Source organism: Methylobacterium sp. Leaf99 (assembly GCF_001422375.1).
GTDB lineage: Bacteria > Pseudomonadota > Alphaproteobacteria > Rhizobiales > Beijerinckiaceae > Methylobacterium.
This window is the reverse complement of sequence record NZ_LMMU01000001.1, coordinates 359,892-378,158: the sequence shown is the minus strand read 5'-3', so window position 1 is coordinate 378,158 and position 18,267 is coordinate 359,892. Positions and strand designations below refer to the sequence as shown.

Sequence of the window (18,267 nt, the reverse complement as noted above, 5' to 3'; positions counted from 1 at the left end):
ACGCAGCGGAACCATTTACCAATCGGGACGTTCACGATGCCGACGTCAGCCAGGGGCGGTTACGCTCTGAACGTCCAAGGTGCCCGGAGCGGCAAGGATCCCATGACGTCTGCGGCGACTGCTCACTCCGCCCGCGGCCTTGCCGGTCAGACGATCCCTTCGCTGCATCAGCCCCGCATCCTGTTCGCCACGCCGGAGATGGCGGATTTCGTGAAGACCGGCGGTCTCGGCGAGGTCGCCGCCTCCCTGCCGCGCGCCCTGCGCCGGCACTACGACATCCGCGTCCTCATCCCCGGCTACCGCCAGGTGGTGGACCGGTTCGACCACATTCCCGTCGTCGCGCAGCTGCCCGGCCATGCCGGCGTGCCGCCCTGCGAGCTCGGCCTGGTCGAGAGCGGCGACGGCCTCCAGATCTACGTCCTGCTCAGCCCCGAACTCTACCAGCGCGACGGCACGCCCTACGGCGACGGGCAGGGGGATTTTTCCGACAACGACGTGCGCTTCGCCCGCCTCAGCCTCGCCGCCGCCGAGATCGCCCGCGGCGTCGATCCGGCCTGGGCCGCCGACCTTCTCCACCTCAACGACTGGCAGGCGGCCCTGGCCCCGGCCTACCTCGCCTGGACCGGCCTGCGGGTGCCGAGCATCCTCACCGTCCACAACCTCGCCTACCAGGGCCTGTTCTCGCCCGACTCCCTCGGGCGCCTCGGCGTGCCCGACCACGCGTTCCAGATGGACGGCGTCGAGTTCTACGGACAGCTCTCCTTCCTCAAGGCCGGCATCTACTACGCCTCCCACGTCACCACGGTCAGCGATACCTACGCCCGCGAGATCACCACGCCGGAGGCCGGCTGCGGCCTCGACGGGTTGCTCCGCACCCGCGCCGCTCAGGGGCGCCTTGCCGGCATCCTCAACGGCATCGACGAGAGCTGGGACCCGCGCACGGACCCGCACCTCGCCACCCGGTTCGAGGCCGACGACTGGAAGGGCAAGCGCGCCAACGCCGAGACCGTGCGCCGCCAGTTCGGTCTGGCCGTCTCGCGCGGGCCGCTCTTCGCCATCGTCTCGCGCCTCGTCCACCAGAAGGGCATCGACCTCAGCCTCGCCGCCGCCGAGACCATCGTGGCCGAGGGCGGTCAGCTCGTGGTCATCGGCCAGGGCGAAGGCCGCTTCGAGGGGGCCCTGCGCGACCTGTCCCGCCGCCATCCCGATGCCGTCGGCGTCCATGTCGGCTTCAACGAGCAGGACGCCCGCCGGATGTTCGCCGGCAGCGACTTCCTGCTGATGCCGTCGCGGTTCGAGCCCTGCGGCCTCGCCCAGATGTATGCCCAGCGCTTCGGTTCGCTCCCCATCGTCCACCGCACCGGCGGCCTCGCCGACACCGTCGAGGACGGTGTCACCGGCTTCACCTTCGGCGAGGCCTCGGCCCGCGGCTTCTCCGGCGCCATCCGGCGGGCCCTCGACACCTTCGGCCAGAAGAAGCGCCTCAACGCCATGCGCCGCACCGCCATGTCGCGGACCTTCGGCTGGGACGAGGCCGCCACCACCTACGCCTCCCTCTACGCCCGCGCCTTCGGCAACGGCGCCGGCCTGCGGGCGCGCGCGGCCTGACGCGACGACCCCTGCGGGTCCGGAGCACCGGACCCGCGAGAAAGACCCTTGCGTCGCATCGCGGTCCGCCGGCAAAAGCCGGGCGAACAGCGAGAGATGCGATGCCCGCCTACCGTTCCCGCACCACCACCCATGGCCGCAACATGGCCGGCGCCCGCGGCCTGTGGCGCGCCACCGGCATGAAGGACGGCGATTTCGGCAAGCCGATCATTGCCGTGGTCAACTCCTTCACCCAGTTCGTGCCGGGCCACGTCCACCTCAAGGATCTCGGCCAGCTCGTGGCCCGCGAGATCGAGGCGGCCGGCGGCGTCGCCAAGGAATTCAACACCATCGCGGTCGATGACGGCATCGCCATGGGCCATGACGGGATGCTGTACTCGCTGCCGTCCCGCGAGCTCATCGCCGATTCCGTCGAGTACATGGTCAACGCCCACTGCGCTGACGCGATGGTGTGCATCTCCAATTGCGACAAGATCACCCCCGGCATGCTGATGGCGGCCCTGCGCCTCAACATCCCGGCGGTGTTCGTCTCCGGCGGCCCCATGGAGGCCGGCAAGGTCCAGCTCAAGGGCGTGATCAAGAAGCTCGACCTCGTCGACGCCATGGTGGCGGCGGCCGACGACCGGGTCTCGGACGAGGACGTGGCCGCCATCGAGCGCGCGGCCTGCCCGACCTGCGGCTCGTGCTCGGGCATGTTCACGGCCAATTCCATGAACTGCCTCACGGAGGCCCTCGGCCTGTCGCTGCCCGGCAACGGCTCGGTGCTGGCGACCCATGCCGACCGCCGCCGCCTGTTCGTCGAGGCCGGCCATCTCATCGTCGATCTGGCCAAGCGCTACTACGAGGGCGACGACGCCAGCGTGCTGCCCCGGTCCGTCGCCGGCTTCTCGGCCTTCGAGAACGCCATGACCCTCGACATCGCCATGGGCGGCTCCACCAACACGGTGCTGCATCTCCTCGCCGCCGCCCACGAGGCGGAGGTGCCCTTCACCATGGCGGATATCGACCGCCTGTCGCGGCGCGTGCCCGTCCTGTGCAAGGTCGCCCCGGCGGTGGCCGAAGTCCACATGGAGGATGTGCACCGGGCCGGCGGCATCATGGCGATCCTCGGTGAACTCGACCGCGCCGGACTCATCGATGCGCAAGCCGGCAGCGTCCATGCCGGCACCCTGGGCCAGGCCCTCGACCGCTGGGACGTGCGCCGCACGGGCAGCGCCACGGTGTCGGAGTTCTACCGCGCCGCGCCGGGCGGCGTGCCGACCCAGGTCGCCTTCAGCCAGGCGGCGCGCTGGGAAGAGCTCGACCTCGACCGCACGGGCGGCGTGATCCGCGAGGCGGGGCATGCCTACTCGCAGGATGGCGGCCTCGCCGTCCTGTACGGAAACCTCGCCGTCGACGGCTGCATCGTGAAGACGGCCGGCGTGGATGCGTCGATCCTCAGCTTCACCGGCACCGCCCGGGTGTTCGAGAGCCAGGACGATTCCGTCGACGCCATCCTCAAGGGCCGGGTCAAGGCCGGCGAGGTGGTGCTGATCCGCTACGAGGGTCCGCGCGGCGGCCCCGGAATGCAGGAGATGCTGTATCCGACGAGCTACCTGAAATCGAAGGGCCTCGGCAAAGCCTGCGCCCTCGTCACCGACGGGCGGTTCTCGGGCGGCTCTTCCGGCCTGTCCATCGGCCACGTCTCGCCGGAGGCGGCGGAGGGCGGGCTCATCGGCCTCGTGCGCGACGGCGACCGCATCGAGATCGACATCCCGGGGCGCCGCATCCACCTCGCCGTGGACGAGGCGGAGTTGGCCCAGCGCCGCACCGCCCAGGACGCCGCCGGATGGAAGCCGGCCGAGCCGCGCAAGCGCCGGATCACCACGGCGCTCCGGGCCTACGCCATGTTCGCCACCAGCGCCGCGCGCGGCGCCGTGCGTCAGGTCGGGTCCGAGTAGGAGACCACCCGGACATCCGAGGCGACGACCACGCCCGGCTCCCTCGACGAGGGGGCCGGGTCCTTCGTTCTCAGGGTTGGACGTCCAGGAGCGTCGGATAGCACCGGGCCCCGGCCGCCGCGGCCAGGACTTCGACGGCGCCCACCGTCGAGGCGTCGCCGGCGACGTGGACCACGTCGGTGGTGCGCAGCGACGGCAGATGCGCCGTCAGGGGGCCGGGCCGGACGTCGGGCGGCCGCTGGCGGCTGCGGTCGGCGACCAGCACGAGGCGGCCGACGCCCGTGGCGCGCAGCCAGTCCAGGGACGGACGCATGTAGAGGTCGAGGGGATCGCGGGCACCGACATGGATCGCGACCTCGCGGGCCGGCTCGATGTAGCGGGCGGCCCGCGCGATGGACCAGATCGGGGCGAACCCGGTCTCGGCCGCCACGAGGACGAGGCGGCCGCCGCCCGGCCGGTAGTAGCCCCGGCCCACCGGGCCCTTGATCTTCACCGGATGGTCGAGGACGATCTCCTCGCCGAAGGCGTCGGGCAGGGCGGTGCGGTCGCCGGTCAGGCGCAGGTGGAAGACGAGTTCGTTGAGTTCGGCCGAGCCGTCGACGCGCAGGGTCGGGTTCAGGGTGACGGGCTCGAAGCCTTCGAAGGCCGCCACGACCCCGTGTCCCGGCTCCAGGGCGAGGCGCTTGGTCAGGGTCACCACCACTTCGAGGGTGTGGGGGCCGAGCGGCGTGATCTGCGTCACCGTGCCGGCGCGCTTCTGGGCCGGCGCCGGCCTGACCGGTGCGCCGAACGTCTCGGGCCGCTCGATGAGGCCGGCGCGCGGTGGCGTGAGCTTGACGGCGTCGGCGCGGTGGCTGCGGGCCTGGGCACGCCGGGGCAGGGGACCGGAGCCCTGTCCCATGAGGCCGGGCGGTGCGGCGATCATCCCGTCGGCCAGGGCGGCCTCCAGGGGGGTGTCGCCCGTGGAGATCCGCACGGACTTGCCGTTGACCACGAGGGAGCAGCGGGCGCTCATCATCATCCCTCGAACGGGGCCAGGCGTCGCGTCGCGCGTCGCGGAACGGGTGGCTATCGGGCCGCGTGCAGAAGCTGGTCGACGAGGGCGGCCCAGCGGTCGCGCACGGCCTGGGCCTCGGGCGTCAGGGGCGCGTCGGACTCGGCGATGGTCGCGATGCAGGCCCGCAGATGGGCGGTCTCGTCCCGCTCGGAGCGCAAGACCGCCTTCATCACCTGGAGCTGCGCCTTGAGGCGGACGACGTCGGCGGAGGCCTCCGCCGATTCGACGGATTCCGCGGCCGGCGCGGCCGGACGCAACGGCACGATCTCGGCGATGGGCGTCTCGACGAGGCGCAGGGGCCGGGCCATCAGGCGCCGGACGATGCTGGTGTCGAAGCTCGCATCGTTCCGTAAGGCCGCTTCGCCCATCAGGTGATCCCCCATCCCACGGCCGCTCGGGCCCGAAAGTGCCTCACAGAACGCCCGGTCACCGCCGGTACTCACTCCGAGCACGGCGGCGCAGGGGGAATTCCGTGGGAGACACTCAGCATTCCGTTAGGGGGAACGATGGCGGATCATGGTTAAGGGAAGTTTAAACCGATCCCTCGTCTTCGCGGGGATCGGCGTTTCCGGCCGCCGTCAGGCGGCTTCCGGGGCCGCCCCGAGGAGTTGCCGGGCCTGGAGCATCGACATCGGTTCGCCGAAGGCGAAGCCCTGCGCATACTCGCAGCCGAGTTCGGCCAGGGCCTGGGCATCGGCTTCCGACTCCGCGCCCTCGGCCACGATGGCGAGGCCGAGTTCCTGGGCCATCCTGACGATGGACCGCAGGATCGCCGTGCGCCCCGTGGCGATCTGGCGGACGAAGGACTGGTCGATCTTGATGGTGTCGAACGGGAAGCGCTGGAGGTAGGACAGGGCCGAGTAGCCGGTGCCGAAATCGTCCAGGGACAGGCCGGCGCCGAGGTCGTGGATTCGCGCCAGCATCTGCGCCGCGTATTCCGGATTCTCCATCACCAGACTCTCGGTGAGTTCGAGCTTGAGGGAGCCGGTCAGGACGCCGGACCGCGCCAGGATCGTCTTCACGTCGTGCAGGAGGTCGTGGCGCAGGAGCTGGCGCGAAGACATGTTGACGGAGGCGAAGATCGGCGGCTCGACGTCGAGGGAGCGCTGCCAGGCGGCGAGTTCGAGGGCGGTGCGCTCCAGGGCGAAGATGCCGAGGTTGACCACGAAGCCGCATTCCTCGGCCACCGGCATGAAGGTCGAGGCCGGGATGCGCCCGAGGCGGGGATGATCCCAGCGCAGCAGCGTCTCGAAGCCCGCCACCGTGCGGTCCTCGAGGCGGACAATGGGCTGGAACAGCACCTTCATCTCGTTGCGCTCGAGGGACTTGCGCAGGTCGCCCTCGAGCATCAGGCGGTCGCCGTGCTCGTTGCGCATGTCGGCCCGGAATACTTCGATGCGGTCGCCGCCGCCGCGCTTGGCCTGGATCATGGCGATCTCGGCGTTCTTGAACACCTCTTCCCGCTTCAGGTTGGCGCCGACCTCGTGCAGGACGATGCCGACGGAGACCGTGAGGAAGATCTCGCGGTCGGCGTAGGTGATCGGCGTGGCGATGGCCTTGCGGATCATCTCGGCGAACGAGAGGATGCGGTCGGGGTCGCGCTCCGACAGGAGGATGAGGGCGAACTCGTCGCCCGCGACCCGCGCCAGGGTATCCTGCGGACGCAGCAGCCGGCCGAGGCGGCGCGACAGGGTCAGCAGGATCGAGTCGCCGGCCGAGAGGCCGATGGCGTCGTTGATGGCCTTGAACCGATCGACGTCGAGGACGATGGTCGTCGGCTTCAGCCGCGCATCCTGGCTCGCGAAGGCGAGGGCGGCGTCGAGGCGGTCGTGGAACAGCTCGCGGTTGGGCAGGCCGGTGAGGCTGTCATGCACGGCGTCGTGGAGCAGGCGCTCTTCGGCGGTCTTCACCTCGGTGACGTCCGAGATGGTGCCGACGATGCGCACCACCTCGCCGTCGGTGCCGATCACCGGCCGCGCCTTGAGGCGGTACCAGTAGTACGGGCCGGCGGTGGAGCGCAGGCGGAAATCGTGGACGATGCGCCCGCGCCGTTCCTCGATGACCGTGTCGAGGGCCGCCGAGTAGCGCTCGACGTCGAACGGGTGGACGAGGGCGAGCCAGTTCACCGCCGGGCCTTCGAGGGCGCCGCGCTTGAGACCGAGCTGCCCTTCGATCTCCTGGCCGGCGAAGACCCGGTCGCCGGGCACGTCCCAGTCGAACACCACGTCGCCGGCGCCCGTGAGCGCCAGCGCCCGGCGCTCGGTGTCGGAGACCAGGGCATGGGTGAGGCCGCCGCCCGCGAAGGCGTGCTGCATCACCGTGAAGCCGATAAGCATGACGATGAGGACGAGACCGCCGATGAGGGCGGGCTGCACGAGGTCGCTGCCGATCTGTCCCGTGATGGCGAAGCCCGCCGCCACCACCCAGACGAGGAGGAGGAACCAGGTCGGGATCAGCAGGATCGCCCGGTCGTAGCCGTTATGGGCGGCGAGATAGACGATGAGCAGCAGGCCGACCCCCGCCACCGCCGCGATGGAGATGCGGGCGACGCCCGCCGCCACGGGCGGATCGAACACGGCGAGGGCCACGAGGCCGGCGAGGAAGGCGAGCCAGAAGAACGCCACGTGGCTGTAGCGCACGTGCCAGCGGCTGAGGTTGAGATAGGCGAACAGGAACACCAGAAGGGTGGCGCCCAGCACCGCCTCGGCGGAGGCCCGGTAGACCCGCTCGGCCACCTCGGTGACGGGAAAAACCCGCTGGAGGAACCCGAAATCGATGCACGCATAGGCCAGCACCGACCACGCCAGGGCTGCGGCGGCGGGGAAGATGATCGCGCCCTTGACCACGAAGATGATCGTCAGGAACAGCGCCAGCAGGCCGGCGATGCCGATGATGATGCCCTTGTAGAGGGTCAGGCCGGTGGATTTCTTGCGATAGGCTTCCTGGTCCCAGAGGTAGACCTGGGGGATGTTCGGGCCGCGCAGCTCGGCCACGTAGGTGACGGTGGCGCCGGGATCGAGGGTGATGACGAACTGGTCGGCTTCCGGATTCTCGTCGCGCTCGGGGCGGATGCCCTGGCTCGCCGTGATGGCGGCGATGCGCGAGCCGCCGAGATCCGGCCAGATCACCCCCGAGCCGACGAGGCGGAAATGCGGGGCGACGAGGACGCGGTCGATCTGCTCGTCGGTGTCGTTGGTGAGCGCGAACACCATCCAGTCGGGGCGCCCGCCGGTGTCGCGCGCCTTGACGACGATGCGGCGGACGATGCCGTCCTTGCCCGGTGCCGTGGAGATCTGGATGAGGTCCCCGTCCGAGCGATAGCGCTCGATCATCGTCGTCAGGTCGATGGCCGGTGCATCGAGGGTGACGCGCACGGCCTCGACGGCGCGCGCCGGCGCGCTGAGGAGCAGGGCGCCGAAGAGAGCCGTGAGGAGAGCGGCGAGGACGAGGGAGATCTGACGCAACGGGCGAGTGTTCCGGCCGGGCGAGGCTGGGTGACGAGTACGGCTCAGCTTAAGGCTCAGTCGTATCGGCGGCGACCTTCACCGGCAAGGCAGCGGGCGCGCCGGGGCGGAGGCGCCCACCGTTTCTTAAGGGTGACGCCGAACCCGCTGGATCACGTTCCTTTGAGGCCAAAACAAGCCGGGGGCGGAAATTCTCAGGCGGCCTTCAGGGCAGCGGCGATCCGCTCCAGGGGCGGCAGCTTCTTGATCGGACCGATGGCGGCGAGGGTCGGGGCGCCCGCGAGGAGTCTGACGCCGGCGGCGCGGACGTCCTCGACGGTGACGGCATCCACCTTGGCGATGACCTCCTGCGCCGGGATCACCCGGCCCCAGGCGAGGATCTGCCGGGCGTTGCGCTCGATGCGTCCGCCCGGCGTCTCGAGGGCCGACAGCAGCGCGACCTTGAGCTGCGCCTTGGCGCGGGCGACCTCGACGGTGTCGGCGTCGCGGGCCGCCCGGGTGGTGGCCTCCAGGGTCACGTCCACGAGCTGGCCGAGATCGCCGCCCGAGGTGCCGGCGCCGATGCCGAACAGCCCGCAATCGTAGAACGACCAGTGGAACGCCTGGATCTCGTAGGCGAGGCCCCGGGTCTCGCGGACCTCGTGCCACAGGCGCGAGGTCAGCCCACCGCCGAGCACCTGGGTGAACATGTGGAGGGCGTAGTAGCCGGGGTCGCGGAACGACAGGCCGGGTAAGCCGATGACGACGTTGGCCTGTTCGAGCTTCTTCTGGATGCGCTTCTCGCCACCCCCGTAGACCCCCGGGACGGTCTCGGGCGGCGTCGCGGCTTTGAGCGCACCGAAATGGGTCTGTGCCGATTCGACGATGGCGTCGTGCGCGATGGCGCCGGCCGCCGCGAGCACGATGCGGTCGGGGGTGTATTCGCGGGCGATGTAGGCCTCGATGCCGGCGCGGTCGAAGCTGTTGATGGTCTCCGGCGTCCCGATGATCGGACGGCCCATGGGCTGGTCGGGGAACGCCGCCTCGGTGAAGGCCTCGTAGACCACGTCGTCGGGGGTGTCCTCAATGGCGGCGTGTTCCTGGAGGATCACGCCCTTCTCGCGTGCCAGTTCGCCGGCGTCGAACACCGAATCCGTGAGGATGTCGCCGATGACGTCGAGGGCCACGCCGGCATCCTCGCCGAGCACCCGGGCGGTGTAGCTCGTGCCCTCGGCGCTCGTCGCGGCGTTGATGTCGCCGCCGACGTTCTCGATGTCCTCGGCGATGCGCCGGGCCGAGCGGGTCTTCGTCCCCTTGAACGCCATGTGCTCGATGAGGTGGCTCAGCCCGCCCTCGTCGGGCCGCTCGTGGCGCGAACCGGCGCCGACCCAGACCCCGAGGGTCGCCGTGGCGACGCCGGGCATCGCCTCCGTGACGACGGTGACGCCGTTGTCGAGGCGCGTGATCCGCAGGTCCGGGGAAGCACCGTGGGTGGCGAAGTGCTGGTTCATGGGGTCAGCCGGCCTTGGTGATGCGGGCATGGGCGCGGATGAAGCTCTCCACCGCCGCCTGGTCGTTGGCGACGCGCGAGAACTTTTCCTCGCGGTCGAGGAGGTCGGCGAGATGCGGCGGCAGGGCCGGGCGCGCGCCGCCGACCGCCTCGGAGACGGCATCGGGGAACTTCGCCGCATGGGCGGTCGCCAGGGCGACGACGGGCGTGCGCGGGTCCTTCTCCAGGAGCCGCCGCGCGGCATGGACCCCGATGGCGCTGTGCGGATCGATGACGTGGCCGGTCTCGGCGAAGGTCCGGGCGATCTCGACCTTCACGGCGTCCTCGGGCACGGACGCGGCGTCGAACTCGGCCCGCACGGTGTCGAGCACCGCCGGATCGAGGGTGAACCCGCCCGACTGCTTCAGGCCGGCCATCAGGCGGCCGAGGCTCGACGAATCGCGGCCGAGGGCCTCGAACAGCAGGCGCTCGAAGTTCGAGGAGATCTGGATGTCCATGGACGGCGAGGTGGTGGGCTGCACGCCCCGCACCTCGTAGGACCCGTGCTCCAGGGTGCGGGCCAGGATGTCGTTGGCGTTGGTGCCGATCATCAGGCGCTCGATGGGCAGGCCCATGCGCTTGGCGACCCAGCCGGCGAGGATGTCGCCGAAATTGCCCGTGGGGACGGCGAACGAGACCGGGCGATGGGGGGCGCCGAGGGCGACGGCCGCGGTGAAGTAGTACACCGCCTGGGCGGCGACCCGGGCCCAGTTGATGGAGTTCACGCCCGACAGCTTCACCGCGTCGGCGAATTCGGCGTGCTGGAACAGGGCTTTGACGATGTTCTGGCAATCGTCGAAATTGCCGTCGATGGCGATGGCGTGGACGTTGTCCGCCCCCACCGAGGTCATCTGCCGGCGCTGGACCTCGGAGACGCGGCCCTCCGGGAACAGGATGAAGATGTCGACCTGATCGAGGCCCCGGAACGCCTCGACGGCGGCGGAGCCGGTGTCGCCCGAGGTGGCGCCGACGATGGTCGCCCGCGATCCGCGCGCCCGCAGGACGTGGTCCATGAGCCGCCCGAGGAGCTGCATCGCCACGTCCTTGAACGCGAGCGTCGGCCCGTGAAAAAGTTCGAGGAGGAACAGGTTGTCGTCGAGCTGGGTCAGCGGGCAGACGGCCGGGTGCCGGAACGTCGCGTAGGATTCCTCGATCATCCGGTCGAAATCGGCATCCGCGATCTCGCCGTCGATGAGGGGGCGCAGGACGATCTTGGCGGCGTCGGCGTAGCGCAGGCCGGCCAGCCCCGCGATGGTCTCGTGCGACAGCCGTGGCCAAGTCTCTGGCACGTAGAGACCGCCGTCACGGGCGAGCCCGGCGAGCAGGGCATCGGAAAAGGAGAGGGGCGCCGCGGCGCCGCGGGTCGAAACGTGAAGCAAAGGGGCCTCCGGGAAGGCGCCCCGTCTACACCAAGCCGTCGGGCCTGTCGAAACCTGATGACGGCTCAGGCATCGGTACCCGGCGCCTTCGTCAACTGGCACCCGGTGATGCGCCAGGCGCCGTCGGGTTGCTTCTCCAGGGTGTAGAGGGCCAGCCAGTCGGCGCCGGCCTCGTCCTGCAGCTTCACCCCCAGGGCGACGCCTTCGGGGCCGACATCCTCGACCCGGTCCACGCTGTAGGTGCGGGCGCGGTAGACGGCGGCGTAGCCCTTGCGGACCATGGCCAGGAAGGTGTCGGCGGAGGGGAACATCCCCTGGATCACGGGCGCGGCCTGGGCGTAGGCCGTCGCCGCGTCGTCCTTGCGAAAGGCCTCGATCTGTCGGGTGACGGTGGCGCGGGCCGCGTCACGCCCGGCCTCGTCGGCCGCCTGGGCCGCGCCCACGGTCAAGGCGAAGGCCATCATTAGGGTCGCGGCACGCATGGGACACCCTCCGTGGCGTGAACCGCCGGACCGGAGAGTAGCGCGCGCCGGTCCGCGGACAAGCTGGTCGCCGGCTCAGGCCGCGTCCGGTGCGTCGAAGAGGCGCTTCCACGCGAACACGCCGAAGACGCCGACGAGGCAGCCGGCGATGCCGAACCAGGTGAAGGCGTATTGCAGGTGGTTGTTCGGCAGATCGACCCGCAGCTGCCCGCCCTTGGGCCAGCCGCCGGGATTGGGGGTCGCGTCCGCCTCGACGAGGTAGGGCAGGGGGTCGGTCAGGCCGGCCGCCGCGCTGATGCCGGCGATGTCGCGGTTGAACCACTCGTTGCGTGCGGCGTCGGCGGCCGGGACGAACATGGTGCGCGGCTCGGAGCCCCGCAGGATGCCGGTGACCACGGTCTCCCCGGCGATCTGCCCGCCGCTGCGGTTGGCCGGCGCCTTGAGCTCGGTGGGCACGAAGCCGCGATTGATCAGCACCGTCCCGCCCTCGGACAGGCGCAGGGGCGTCAGAACGTAGTAGCCCTGGAGCGCGCGCCCCGGCGTGGCGCCGGCCGCCAGGCCGTGGACCAGGGTCTCGCGGTCGTTGAGGAGGGTTCCGGTCACGCGCACCCGCCGGAACTCGTCGGCGTCCGGGTTCCACGTGCCGGGCGCCGGCAGGGCCGCCGGAGGCTCGACCCGCGAGCGATCGAGGATGCGCCCGATCAGCGCCTCCTTCTGGCCCTTGCGGTCGAGCTGCCAAACGCCGAGGCCGAGGAGGATCGCGAGGCAGACGAGGGAGACGAGGCCGGGCGCGATCAGGGCACGCACGGCGCCGGGCCGGACCGACGGCACTAGCGGAAGCGTCCCTGCTCGGCCTTGTTGGCGAATTGCAGGGCGGCCAGCACGCCCTTGAGCGGCCGGATGATGGCGAGGCTCAGGCCGATGGACAGGGTGCCGGCGACGACGGCGTGAATCCAGATCGCCGGCTCGTAGGTGATCTCCATCCACAGGGCGAGGCCGACCACCACGATCCCGACGATGGACATGACGAAGAAGGCCGGGCCGTCACCGGAGTTGAAGCCGGAGAAGTCCTGGCCGCACACTTCGCAGGACGGGCGAAAGGTGAGAAACCCGTCGAACATGTGGCCCTCGCCGCAATGCGGGCAGCGGCCGCGCAGGCCGGTGGGGATGGGTGGGGGAAGCGGCCGCGTGGCGTCCAAGATGCGTACTCCTCGAGCCCGGACGAACGCCGGCTCGATGCGGATATGGGGATAAGGGACGGTCCCCACACGCGAAAGGGCGGCTCGCGCCGCCCTTTCATGTCTCCCGTGCAGCCGCGATGGCCGAACTCAGTGGGCGGCGTGTCCGATGCCCGAGCCCCAGACGTAGATCGAGGCGAACAGGAACAGCCACACCACGTCGACGAAGTGCCAGTACCAGGCGGCGAATTCGAAGCCGAGGTGCTGCTTCACCGTGAACTGTCCGAGATAGGCGCGGTACAGGCAGATGGCGAGGAAGATGGTGCCGATGATGACGTGGAAGCCGTGGAAGCCCGTCGCCATGAAGAAGGTCGCCGAGTAGATGCTGCCCGAGAAGCCGAAATGGGCGTGGGCGTACTCGTAGGCTTGGCAGGCGCTGAACAGCACGCCGAGGATGATCGTCAGCCACAAGCCGTATTTCAGGCCCTTGCGATCGTCGTGCAGCAGGGCGTGGTGGGCCCAGGTGATCGTCGTGCCCGAGGTCAGCAGGATCAGGGTGTTGAGGAGCGGCAGGTGCCAGGGATCGAACGCCTCGATGCCCTTGGGCGGCCAGGTGCCGCCGGTGAAATCGACGCGGGTCGACTGGATCGGGTCGGCGGTGTAGAGGGCCGCCTCGAAATAGGCCCAGAACCACGCGGCGAAGAACATCACCTCGGAGGCGATGAACATGATCATGCCGTAGCGGTGGTGGAGCTGCACCACGCGGGTGTGGTCGCCGGTGTTGGCCTCGTGAACCACGTCCTTCCACCAGGCGTACATGGTGTAGAGCACGCCGAGGGTGCCGGCACCGAAGATGTAGGGACCCGGGCTGAGGGTGCCGATGGTGAGGCTCTTCATCCAGAAGACGGCGCCGAACGCCATCAGGAAGCCGGAAAAAGCGCCGATGAGCGGCCACGGACTCGGGGCGAGAATGTGGAAATCGTGGTTCTTGGCGTGCGCCTCGGCCATCTAACGTCTCTCCTGACCCCTGGCCCCCGACCGTGACGGCCCCGGGCTCTCTCATTGTTTCGGCTCGACCGGATAACCGGCTTCCACGCTCAGACCCTTAATCAGCCCGGCGCGCTCTTGTCACGCTTGGTGCGTCAGAAATTCGACTTCTTTCCCGTGCTGCCCGTCGTCGCAAGCTCGGCGGTGGGCTGGCCGTTCTTCGACGCGAAGTAGGTGTAGGACAGCGTCATCTCGGCGAGGTGCGCGGTGTTCGAGTCCTGTCGCACAGCCGGATCGATGTAGAACACCACCGGGAAATCCATGGTCTCGCCCGGCTGCAGGGTCTGCTCGTTGAAGCAGAAGCATTCGATCTTGACGAAGAAGGCGCCCATCAAGGCCGGCTGGACGTTGAACGTCGCGATGCCGGTGGACGGTGCGGTGCCGGTGTTCCTCACCTTGAAGAAGACCGTTTTGGTCTCTCCGAGGCGTGCAGTGACTTGCGGGGCCTCGGCCTGGAACCGCCAGGGCAGGCCGGAGGACACGTTGGTGTCGAACCGGACCAGCATGCTGTCGTCCGTGGCCGCCGCCGCGAGCGCCGCACCCTTGCGCGGCGTCCCGTCGAAGCCCGTCGCCTTGCAGAACATGTCGTAGAGCGGCACCGACGCGAAGGCGAGGCCGATCATCCCGAAGGCGAGCGCGGCGCAGGCGACGGCCGTGACGGTGGCCTTCCGGGCCGGGTTTCTGCGGTCGGTCATGGTGTCTCTTTCGCCACGCCTTCAGAGCGCGCGGTTGAGGACCTGAGGTCCGAGCTTCGCGATGGTCAGCACGTAGAAGATCGCCACGAGGGTGAACAGCACCGCCGCGATGGCGAGCGAGCGCTTGCGCCGGCGCTGGGCCTCCTCGGGGGTGAGGGGACGCGGCTGCGGCGTGTTCTGCAGGCCGCTCACGCGATCACCGCCCGGAACAGGCCGAGGCTGTGCTCGGCGAGAAGGGCGGAGAACAGAAGAAACAGGTACAGGATCGAGAAGCCGAACATGCCGAGCGCCGCCTTGCGCTCCGCCTCGCCCTCGCGGTTGCGGAAGACGTGGACGCTGAAGGCGAGCATGCCGAGGCCGCCGAGGAGGGCGGTCAGGCCATAGAGCAGGCCGCCGAAGCCGAGGAAGACCGGCGCGAGGCCGATGGGGAACAGCACGATCGAGTAGTAGATGATCTGCCGGCGGGTGGATTGGGGCCCGGCCACGTTGGGCATCATCGGGATGCCGGCCTTGGCGTATTCGCCGGACTTGATCAGGGCCAGGGCCCAGAAGTGCGGCGGCGTCCAGATGAAGATGATCAGGAACAGGACGAGGGATTCGATACCGACCGAGCCGGTGACCACGGCCTGGCCGATAACCGGCGGCAGGGCGCCGGCGGCCCCGCCGATGACGATGTTCTGCGGCGTCGCCCGCTTCAGCCACATGGAATAGAACACCGCGTAGAACACGATGGTGAAGGCCAGCAGCCCGGCCGCGAGCCAGTTCGAGGCGAGGCCGAGCACCAGCACCGAGCCGACGGACAGGACGATGCCGAAGGCGAGGGCTTCGCCGGGCTGGATGCGCCCGTCCGGGATCGGGCGCTTGGCCGTGCGGGTCATCACCGCGTCGATGTCGGCGTCCCACCACATGTTGAGGCAGCCCGAGGCGCCGGCGCCCACGGCGATCATCAGCAGGGAGATCGTGCCGACCACGGGCTGGATGTGGACGTTCGACACCGCCATGCCGACGAGGGCGGTGAAGATCACCAGCACCATCACGCGCGGCTTCAGCAGGGCGAAGAAATCCGAGACCTCGCCGCCGACGGCCATGGTGACCGGTTGCGGCTCGGCGGCAGCGGAGAGGCTGTTCGACAGGCTCGTCATGGGGACCTGATGCGGTTGACGTGGGGGCTTCGGATCACGCCGTCATCGAAGGATGAGTGCTGGCGCCGCCCTTTTCGGGATGCCCGCCCGCGAGCGGGGCGGATGGGCATCCGGGAAAGAGCGAGGACCGCTCGCGCGGCCCTCGCAATCCGTGGATCAGAGGTTCGTTCTTTAGTGCGCCGGCTCGTCGACGATGCGGGGCAGCGTCTCGAACTGGTGGAAGGGGGGCGGCGACGACAGGGTCCACTCGAGGGTGGTCGCACCCTCACCCCACGGATTGTCGGCGGCGCGCCGGCTGGAGCGGAAGGCGAGAACCACGCCGATGAAGAACACCACCATGCCGAGGGCGAAGATGTGCCCGCCCCAGGTCGAGACCTTGTGCCAGCCGGCGAAGGCCTCCGGATAGTCGGCGTAGCGACGCGGCATGCCGGCGAGGCCGAGGAAGTGCATCGGGAAGAACAGCACGTTCGCGCCGATGAAGGCGAGCCAGAAGTGCAGCTTGCCGGCCCATTCGGGGATGATGTGGCCGGTCATCTTCGGGAACCAGTAGTAGACACCGGCGAAGATGATGAACACGGCGCCGAGCGAAAGCACGTAGTGGAAGTGCGCCACGACGTAGTAGGTGTCGTGCAGGTACTTATCGACGGCCGAGTTCGCGAGCACCACACCGGTCACGCCGCCGACGGTGAACAGGAAGATGAAGCCGACGGCCCAGTGCATGGCGGCGGTGAAGCGGATGGAGCCGCCCCACATGGTGGCGATCCACGAGAAGATCTTCACGCCCGTGGGCACCGCGATCACCATCGTGGCGAACACGAAGTAGGACTGGGTCTGGAGCGACAGGCCGACGGTGTACATGTGGTGCGCCCACACGACGAAGCCGACGACGCCGATGGCGACCATTGCGTAGGCCATGGCGAGGTAGCCGAACACGGGCTTGCGCGAGAAGGTCGAGATGATGTGGGAGACGATGCCGAAGGCCGGCAGGATCATGATGTACACTTCGGGGTGGCCGAAGAACCAGAACAGGTGCTGGTAGAGCACCGGATCGCCGCCGCCGGCCGGGTCGAAGAAGGTCGTGCCGAAGTTGCGGTCGGTGAGCAGCATGGTGATCGCGCCGGCGAGCACCGGGAGCGACAGCAGCAGCAGGAACGCCGTCACCAGCATCGACCAGGCGAACAGCGGCATCTTGTGAAGGGTCATGCCCGGCGCGCGCATGTTCAGGATGGTGGTGATGAAGTTGATGGCGCCGAGGATCGAGCCGGCGCCCGAGAGGTGCAGGGCGAAGATCGCGAAGTCGACGGCCGGGCCGGGGTGACCGGCGGTGGAGAGCGGCGGGTAGACGGTCCAGCCGGTGCCGGCGCCGCTGGCGCCCGGAGCGCCCTCGACGAACAGCGAGCAGACGAGGCTGAGGAAGCCCGCCACCGTCAGCCAGAACGAGATGTTGTTCATGCGCGGGAACGCCATGTCGGGCGCGCCGATCATGAGGGGCACGAACCAGTTGCCGAAGCCGCCGATGAGGGCGGGCATCACCATGAAGAACACCATGATGAGGCCGTGGCCGGTGACGAACACGTTGTAGGTGCCGGGATTGGCGAAATACTGGAGACCGGGCTCCTCCATCTCCATGCGGATGCCGAAGGAGAGGAACGCGCCGATGATGCCCGCGCAGAAGGCGAACAGCAGGTAGAGGGTGCCGATGTCCTTGTGGTTCGTGGAGAGGAACCAGCGGGAGAAGAACGGCGGCTTGTGGTCGTGGGCGTGGGCGTCGTGATGCCCCGGATGTGCTGCGGCGTTAGCCATGGATAGACCTCAGTCCAGGTTTCTCTTGAATCTCATGAAACGAGGCCGGACCGGGCGCCCTTCGCGCCCGGTCCGGCCGGACCCGTCAGCGGGCCGCAGCGAACTTCGAGGTGTCGTTGTCGATCCGCGCGAACTTCGTCTTCCCCTCGGCGAGCCACGTGGCGTAGGCCTCGTCGCTCACGACCTGGACCGTGATCGGCATGTAGGCGTGGCGGGCGCCGCAGAGTTCTGAGCACTGGCCGTGATAGGTGCCCTCGCGCTCGGCCTTGAACCAGAACTGGTTGAGGCGGCCCGGAATGGCGTCGATCTTGAAGCCGAAGGACGGCATCGCCCAGGAATGCAGCACGTCGGCGGCGGTGACCTGGATCTTCACGATCTTGTTCACCGGCACGACCATGTCGTTGTCGGTGCCGAGCAGCTTCGGCTGCTTGTCCTCGTCGAGGTTGGCGTCGAACGTGAAGCCGCCGCCCTGCTCGACGGCCGGGTACTCGTAGGACCAGTACCAGGCGTGGCCGATCACCTTGACCAGCACGTCGGCCTTCGGGTCCGAGAGCTGCGTGCGCAGGAGGCGGAACGACGGGATCGCCACGGCGACGAGGATGAGCACCGGGACGATGGTCCAGGCCACCTCGATGAGGGTGTTGTGCGTGGTCTTCGAGGGCGTCGGGTTCGCCTTCTCGCTGAAGCGGAACACGCAGTACAGGATCAGCCCCAGCACGAAGGCCGAGATGCCGAACGACAGCCAGTGCATGCCCTGTTCGAAGGTGTGAATGTCCCGGGCATTCTCGGTGACCGCGATCTGGCGGTCCATCTGCCAGGGCTCGGGCTGGCCGATGCCCGCCGCCAGGGCGGATGACGATGAGACGAGGACGGCGCCAAGCGCGGCAAGCCCCCATGATGACCGGTGTTGCGCCTGCGTCGTCCGCATCTGCCTCTCTCGGCTC

16 protein-coding genes are annotated in these 18,267 nt (G+C 69.3%); 2 read left to right on the top strand and 14 right to left on the bottom strand.

Going from position 1 to position 18,267, the window contains the following annotated elements; genetic code table 11:
• The first annotated feature begins 102 nt into the window (after positions 1 to 102).
• The gene (gene glgA, locus ASF28_RS01745; RefSeq protein ID WP_056086846.1) at positions 103 to 1,608 is read left to right on the top strand and encodes a glycogen synthase GlgA; all 1,506 of its coding nucleotides are present in this window, start codon (positions 103 to 105) and stop codon (positions 1,606 to 1,608) included.
• Between the two features lie 101 nt (positions 1,609 to 1,709).
• Complete coding sequence (ilvD, locus tag ASF28_RS01740; RefSeq protein ID WP_056086843.1) at positions 1,710 to 3,548, top strand: dihydroxy-acid dehydratase; 1,839 nt, start codon at positions 1,710 to 1,712, stop codon at positions 3,546 to 3,548.
• 70 nt (positions 3,549 to 3,618) lie between these two features.
• On the opposite strand, the gene ASF28_RS01735 is transcribed toward ilvD, so the two are convergent.
• From ASF28_RS01735 to coxB, 14 genes are all read right to left on the bottom strand, one after another.
• Positions 3,619 to 4,563, bottom strand: a complete 945-nt coding sequence (locus ASF28_RS01735; protein WP_056091048.1) for a hypothetical protein — start codon at positions 4,561 to 4,563, stop codon at positions 3,619 to 3,621.
• A gap of 53 nt (positions 4,564 to 4,616) precedes the next feature.
• The gene (locus ASF28_RS01730; RefSeq protein ID WP_056091044.1) at positions 4,617 to 4,973 is read right to left on the bottom strand and encodes a hypothetical protein; all 357 of its coding nucleotides are present in this window, start codon (positions 4,971 to 4,973) and stop codon (positions 4,617 to 4,619) included.
• Between the two features lie 210 nt (positions 4,974 to 5,183).
• A complete protein-coding gene (locus ASF28_RS01725) occupies positions 5,184 to 8,069 on the bottom strand; it encodes a sensor domain-containing phosphodiesterase (RefSeq protein WP_056086838.1) in 2,886 nt (961 codons plus the stop codon).
• Between the two features lie 194 nt (positions 8,070 to 8,263).
• Positions 8,264 to 9,559: a M16 family metallopeptidase gene (locus tag ASF28_RS01720; protein WP_056086834.1), complete on the bottom strand. Its 1,296-nt coding sequence runs from the start codon at positions 9,557 to 9,559 to the stop codon at positions 8,264 to 8,266.
• 4 nt (positions 9,560 to 9,563) lie between these two features.
• Entirely contained in the window at positions 9,564 to 10,976 is a 1,413-nt protein-coding gene (gene thrC, locus ASF28_RS01715) for a threonine synthase (RefSeq protein ID WP_056086831.1), read from the bottom strand.
• A gap of 65 nt (positions 10,977 to 11,041) precedes the next feature.
• Positions 11,042 to 11,458, bottom strand: a complete 417-nt coding sequence (locus ASF28_RS01710; protein ID WP_056086830.1) for a DUF4864 domain-containing protein — start codon at positions 11,456 to 11,458, stop codon at positions 11,042 to 11,044.
• A gap of 75 nt (positions 11,459 to 11,533) precedes the next feature.
• Positions 11,534 to 12,265 carry an SURF1 family protein gene (locus tag ASF28_RS01705; protein WP_244474858.1) on the bottom strand — a complete coding sequence of 244 codons (732 nt, stop codon included), beginning with the start codon at positions 12,263 to 12,265 and terminating at the stop codon, positions 11,534 to 11,536.
• Between the two features lie 23 nt (positions 12,266 to 12,288).
• On the bottom strand, positions 12,289 to 12,657 hold the full coding sequence (locus tag ASF28_RS01700; RefSeq protein ID WP_056086823.1) for a DUF983 domain-containing protein: 369 nt from the start codon (positions 12,655 to 12,657) through the stop codon (positions 12,289 to 12,291).
• Between the two features lie 129 nt (positions 12,658 to 12,786).
• Positions 12,787 to 13,644: a cytochrome c oxidase subunit 3 gene (locus tag ASF28_RS01695; RefSeq protein ID WP_056086821.1), complete on the bottom strand. Its 858-nt coding sequence runs from the start codon at positions 13,642 to 13,644 to the stop codon at positions 12,787 to 12,789.
• Between the two features lie 134 nt (positions 13,645 to 13,778).
• Complete coding sequence (locus ASF28_RS01690) at positions 13,779 to 14,378, bottom strand: cytochrome c oxidase assembly protein (RefSeq protein ID WP_056086818.1); 600 nt, start codon at positions 14,376 to 14,378, stop codon at positions 13,779 to 13,781.
• A gap of 21 nt (positions 14,379 to 14,399) precedes the next feature.
• Positions 14,400 to 14,570 carry a hypothetical protein gene (locus ASF28_RS22135; RefSeq protein ID WP_157085268.1) on the bottom strand — a complete coding sequence of 57 codons (171 nt, stop codon included), beginning with the start codon at positions 14,568 to 14,570 and terminating at the stop codon, positions 14,400 to 14,402.
• A complete protein-coding gene (locus ASF28_RS01680) occupies positions 14,567 to 15,520 on the bottom strand; it encodes a heme o synthase (RefSeq protein WP_056086815.1) in 954 nt (317 codons plus the stop codon). Before ASF28_RS01680 ends, ASF28_RS22135 begins: the two co-directional genes overlap by 4 nt.
• A 171-nt stretch (positions 15,521 to 15,691) precedes the next feature.
• On the bottom strand, positions 15,692 to 17,323 hold the full coding sequence (gene ctaD, locus ASF28_RS01675) for a cytochrome c oxidase subunit I (RefSeq protein WP_056086810.1): 1,632 nt from the start codon (positions 17,321 to 17,323) through the stop codon (positions 15,692 to 15,694).
• 85 nt (positions 17,324 to 17,408) lie between these two features.
• On the bottom strand, positions 17,409 to 18,251 hold the full coding sequence (coxB, locus tag ASF28_RS01670; protein ID WP_056086807.1) for a cytochrome c oxidase subunit II: 843 nt from the start codon (positions 18,249 to 18,251) through the stop codon (positions 17,409 to 17,411).
• Between the last annotated feature and the right edge of the window lie 16 nt (positions 18,252 to 18,267).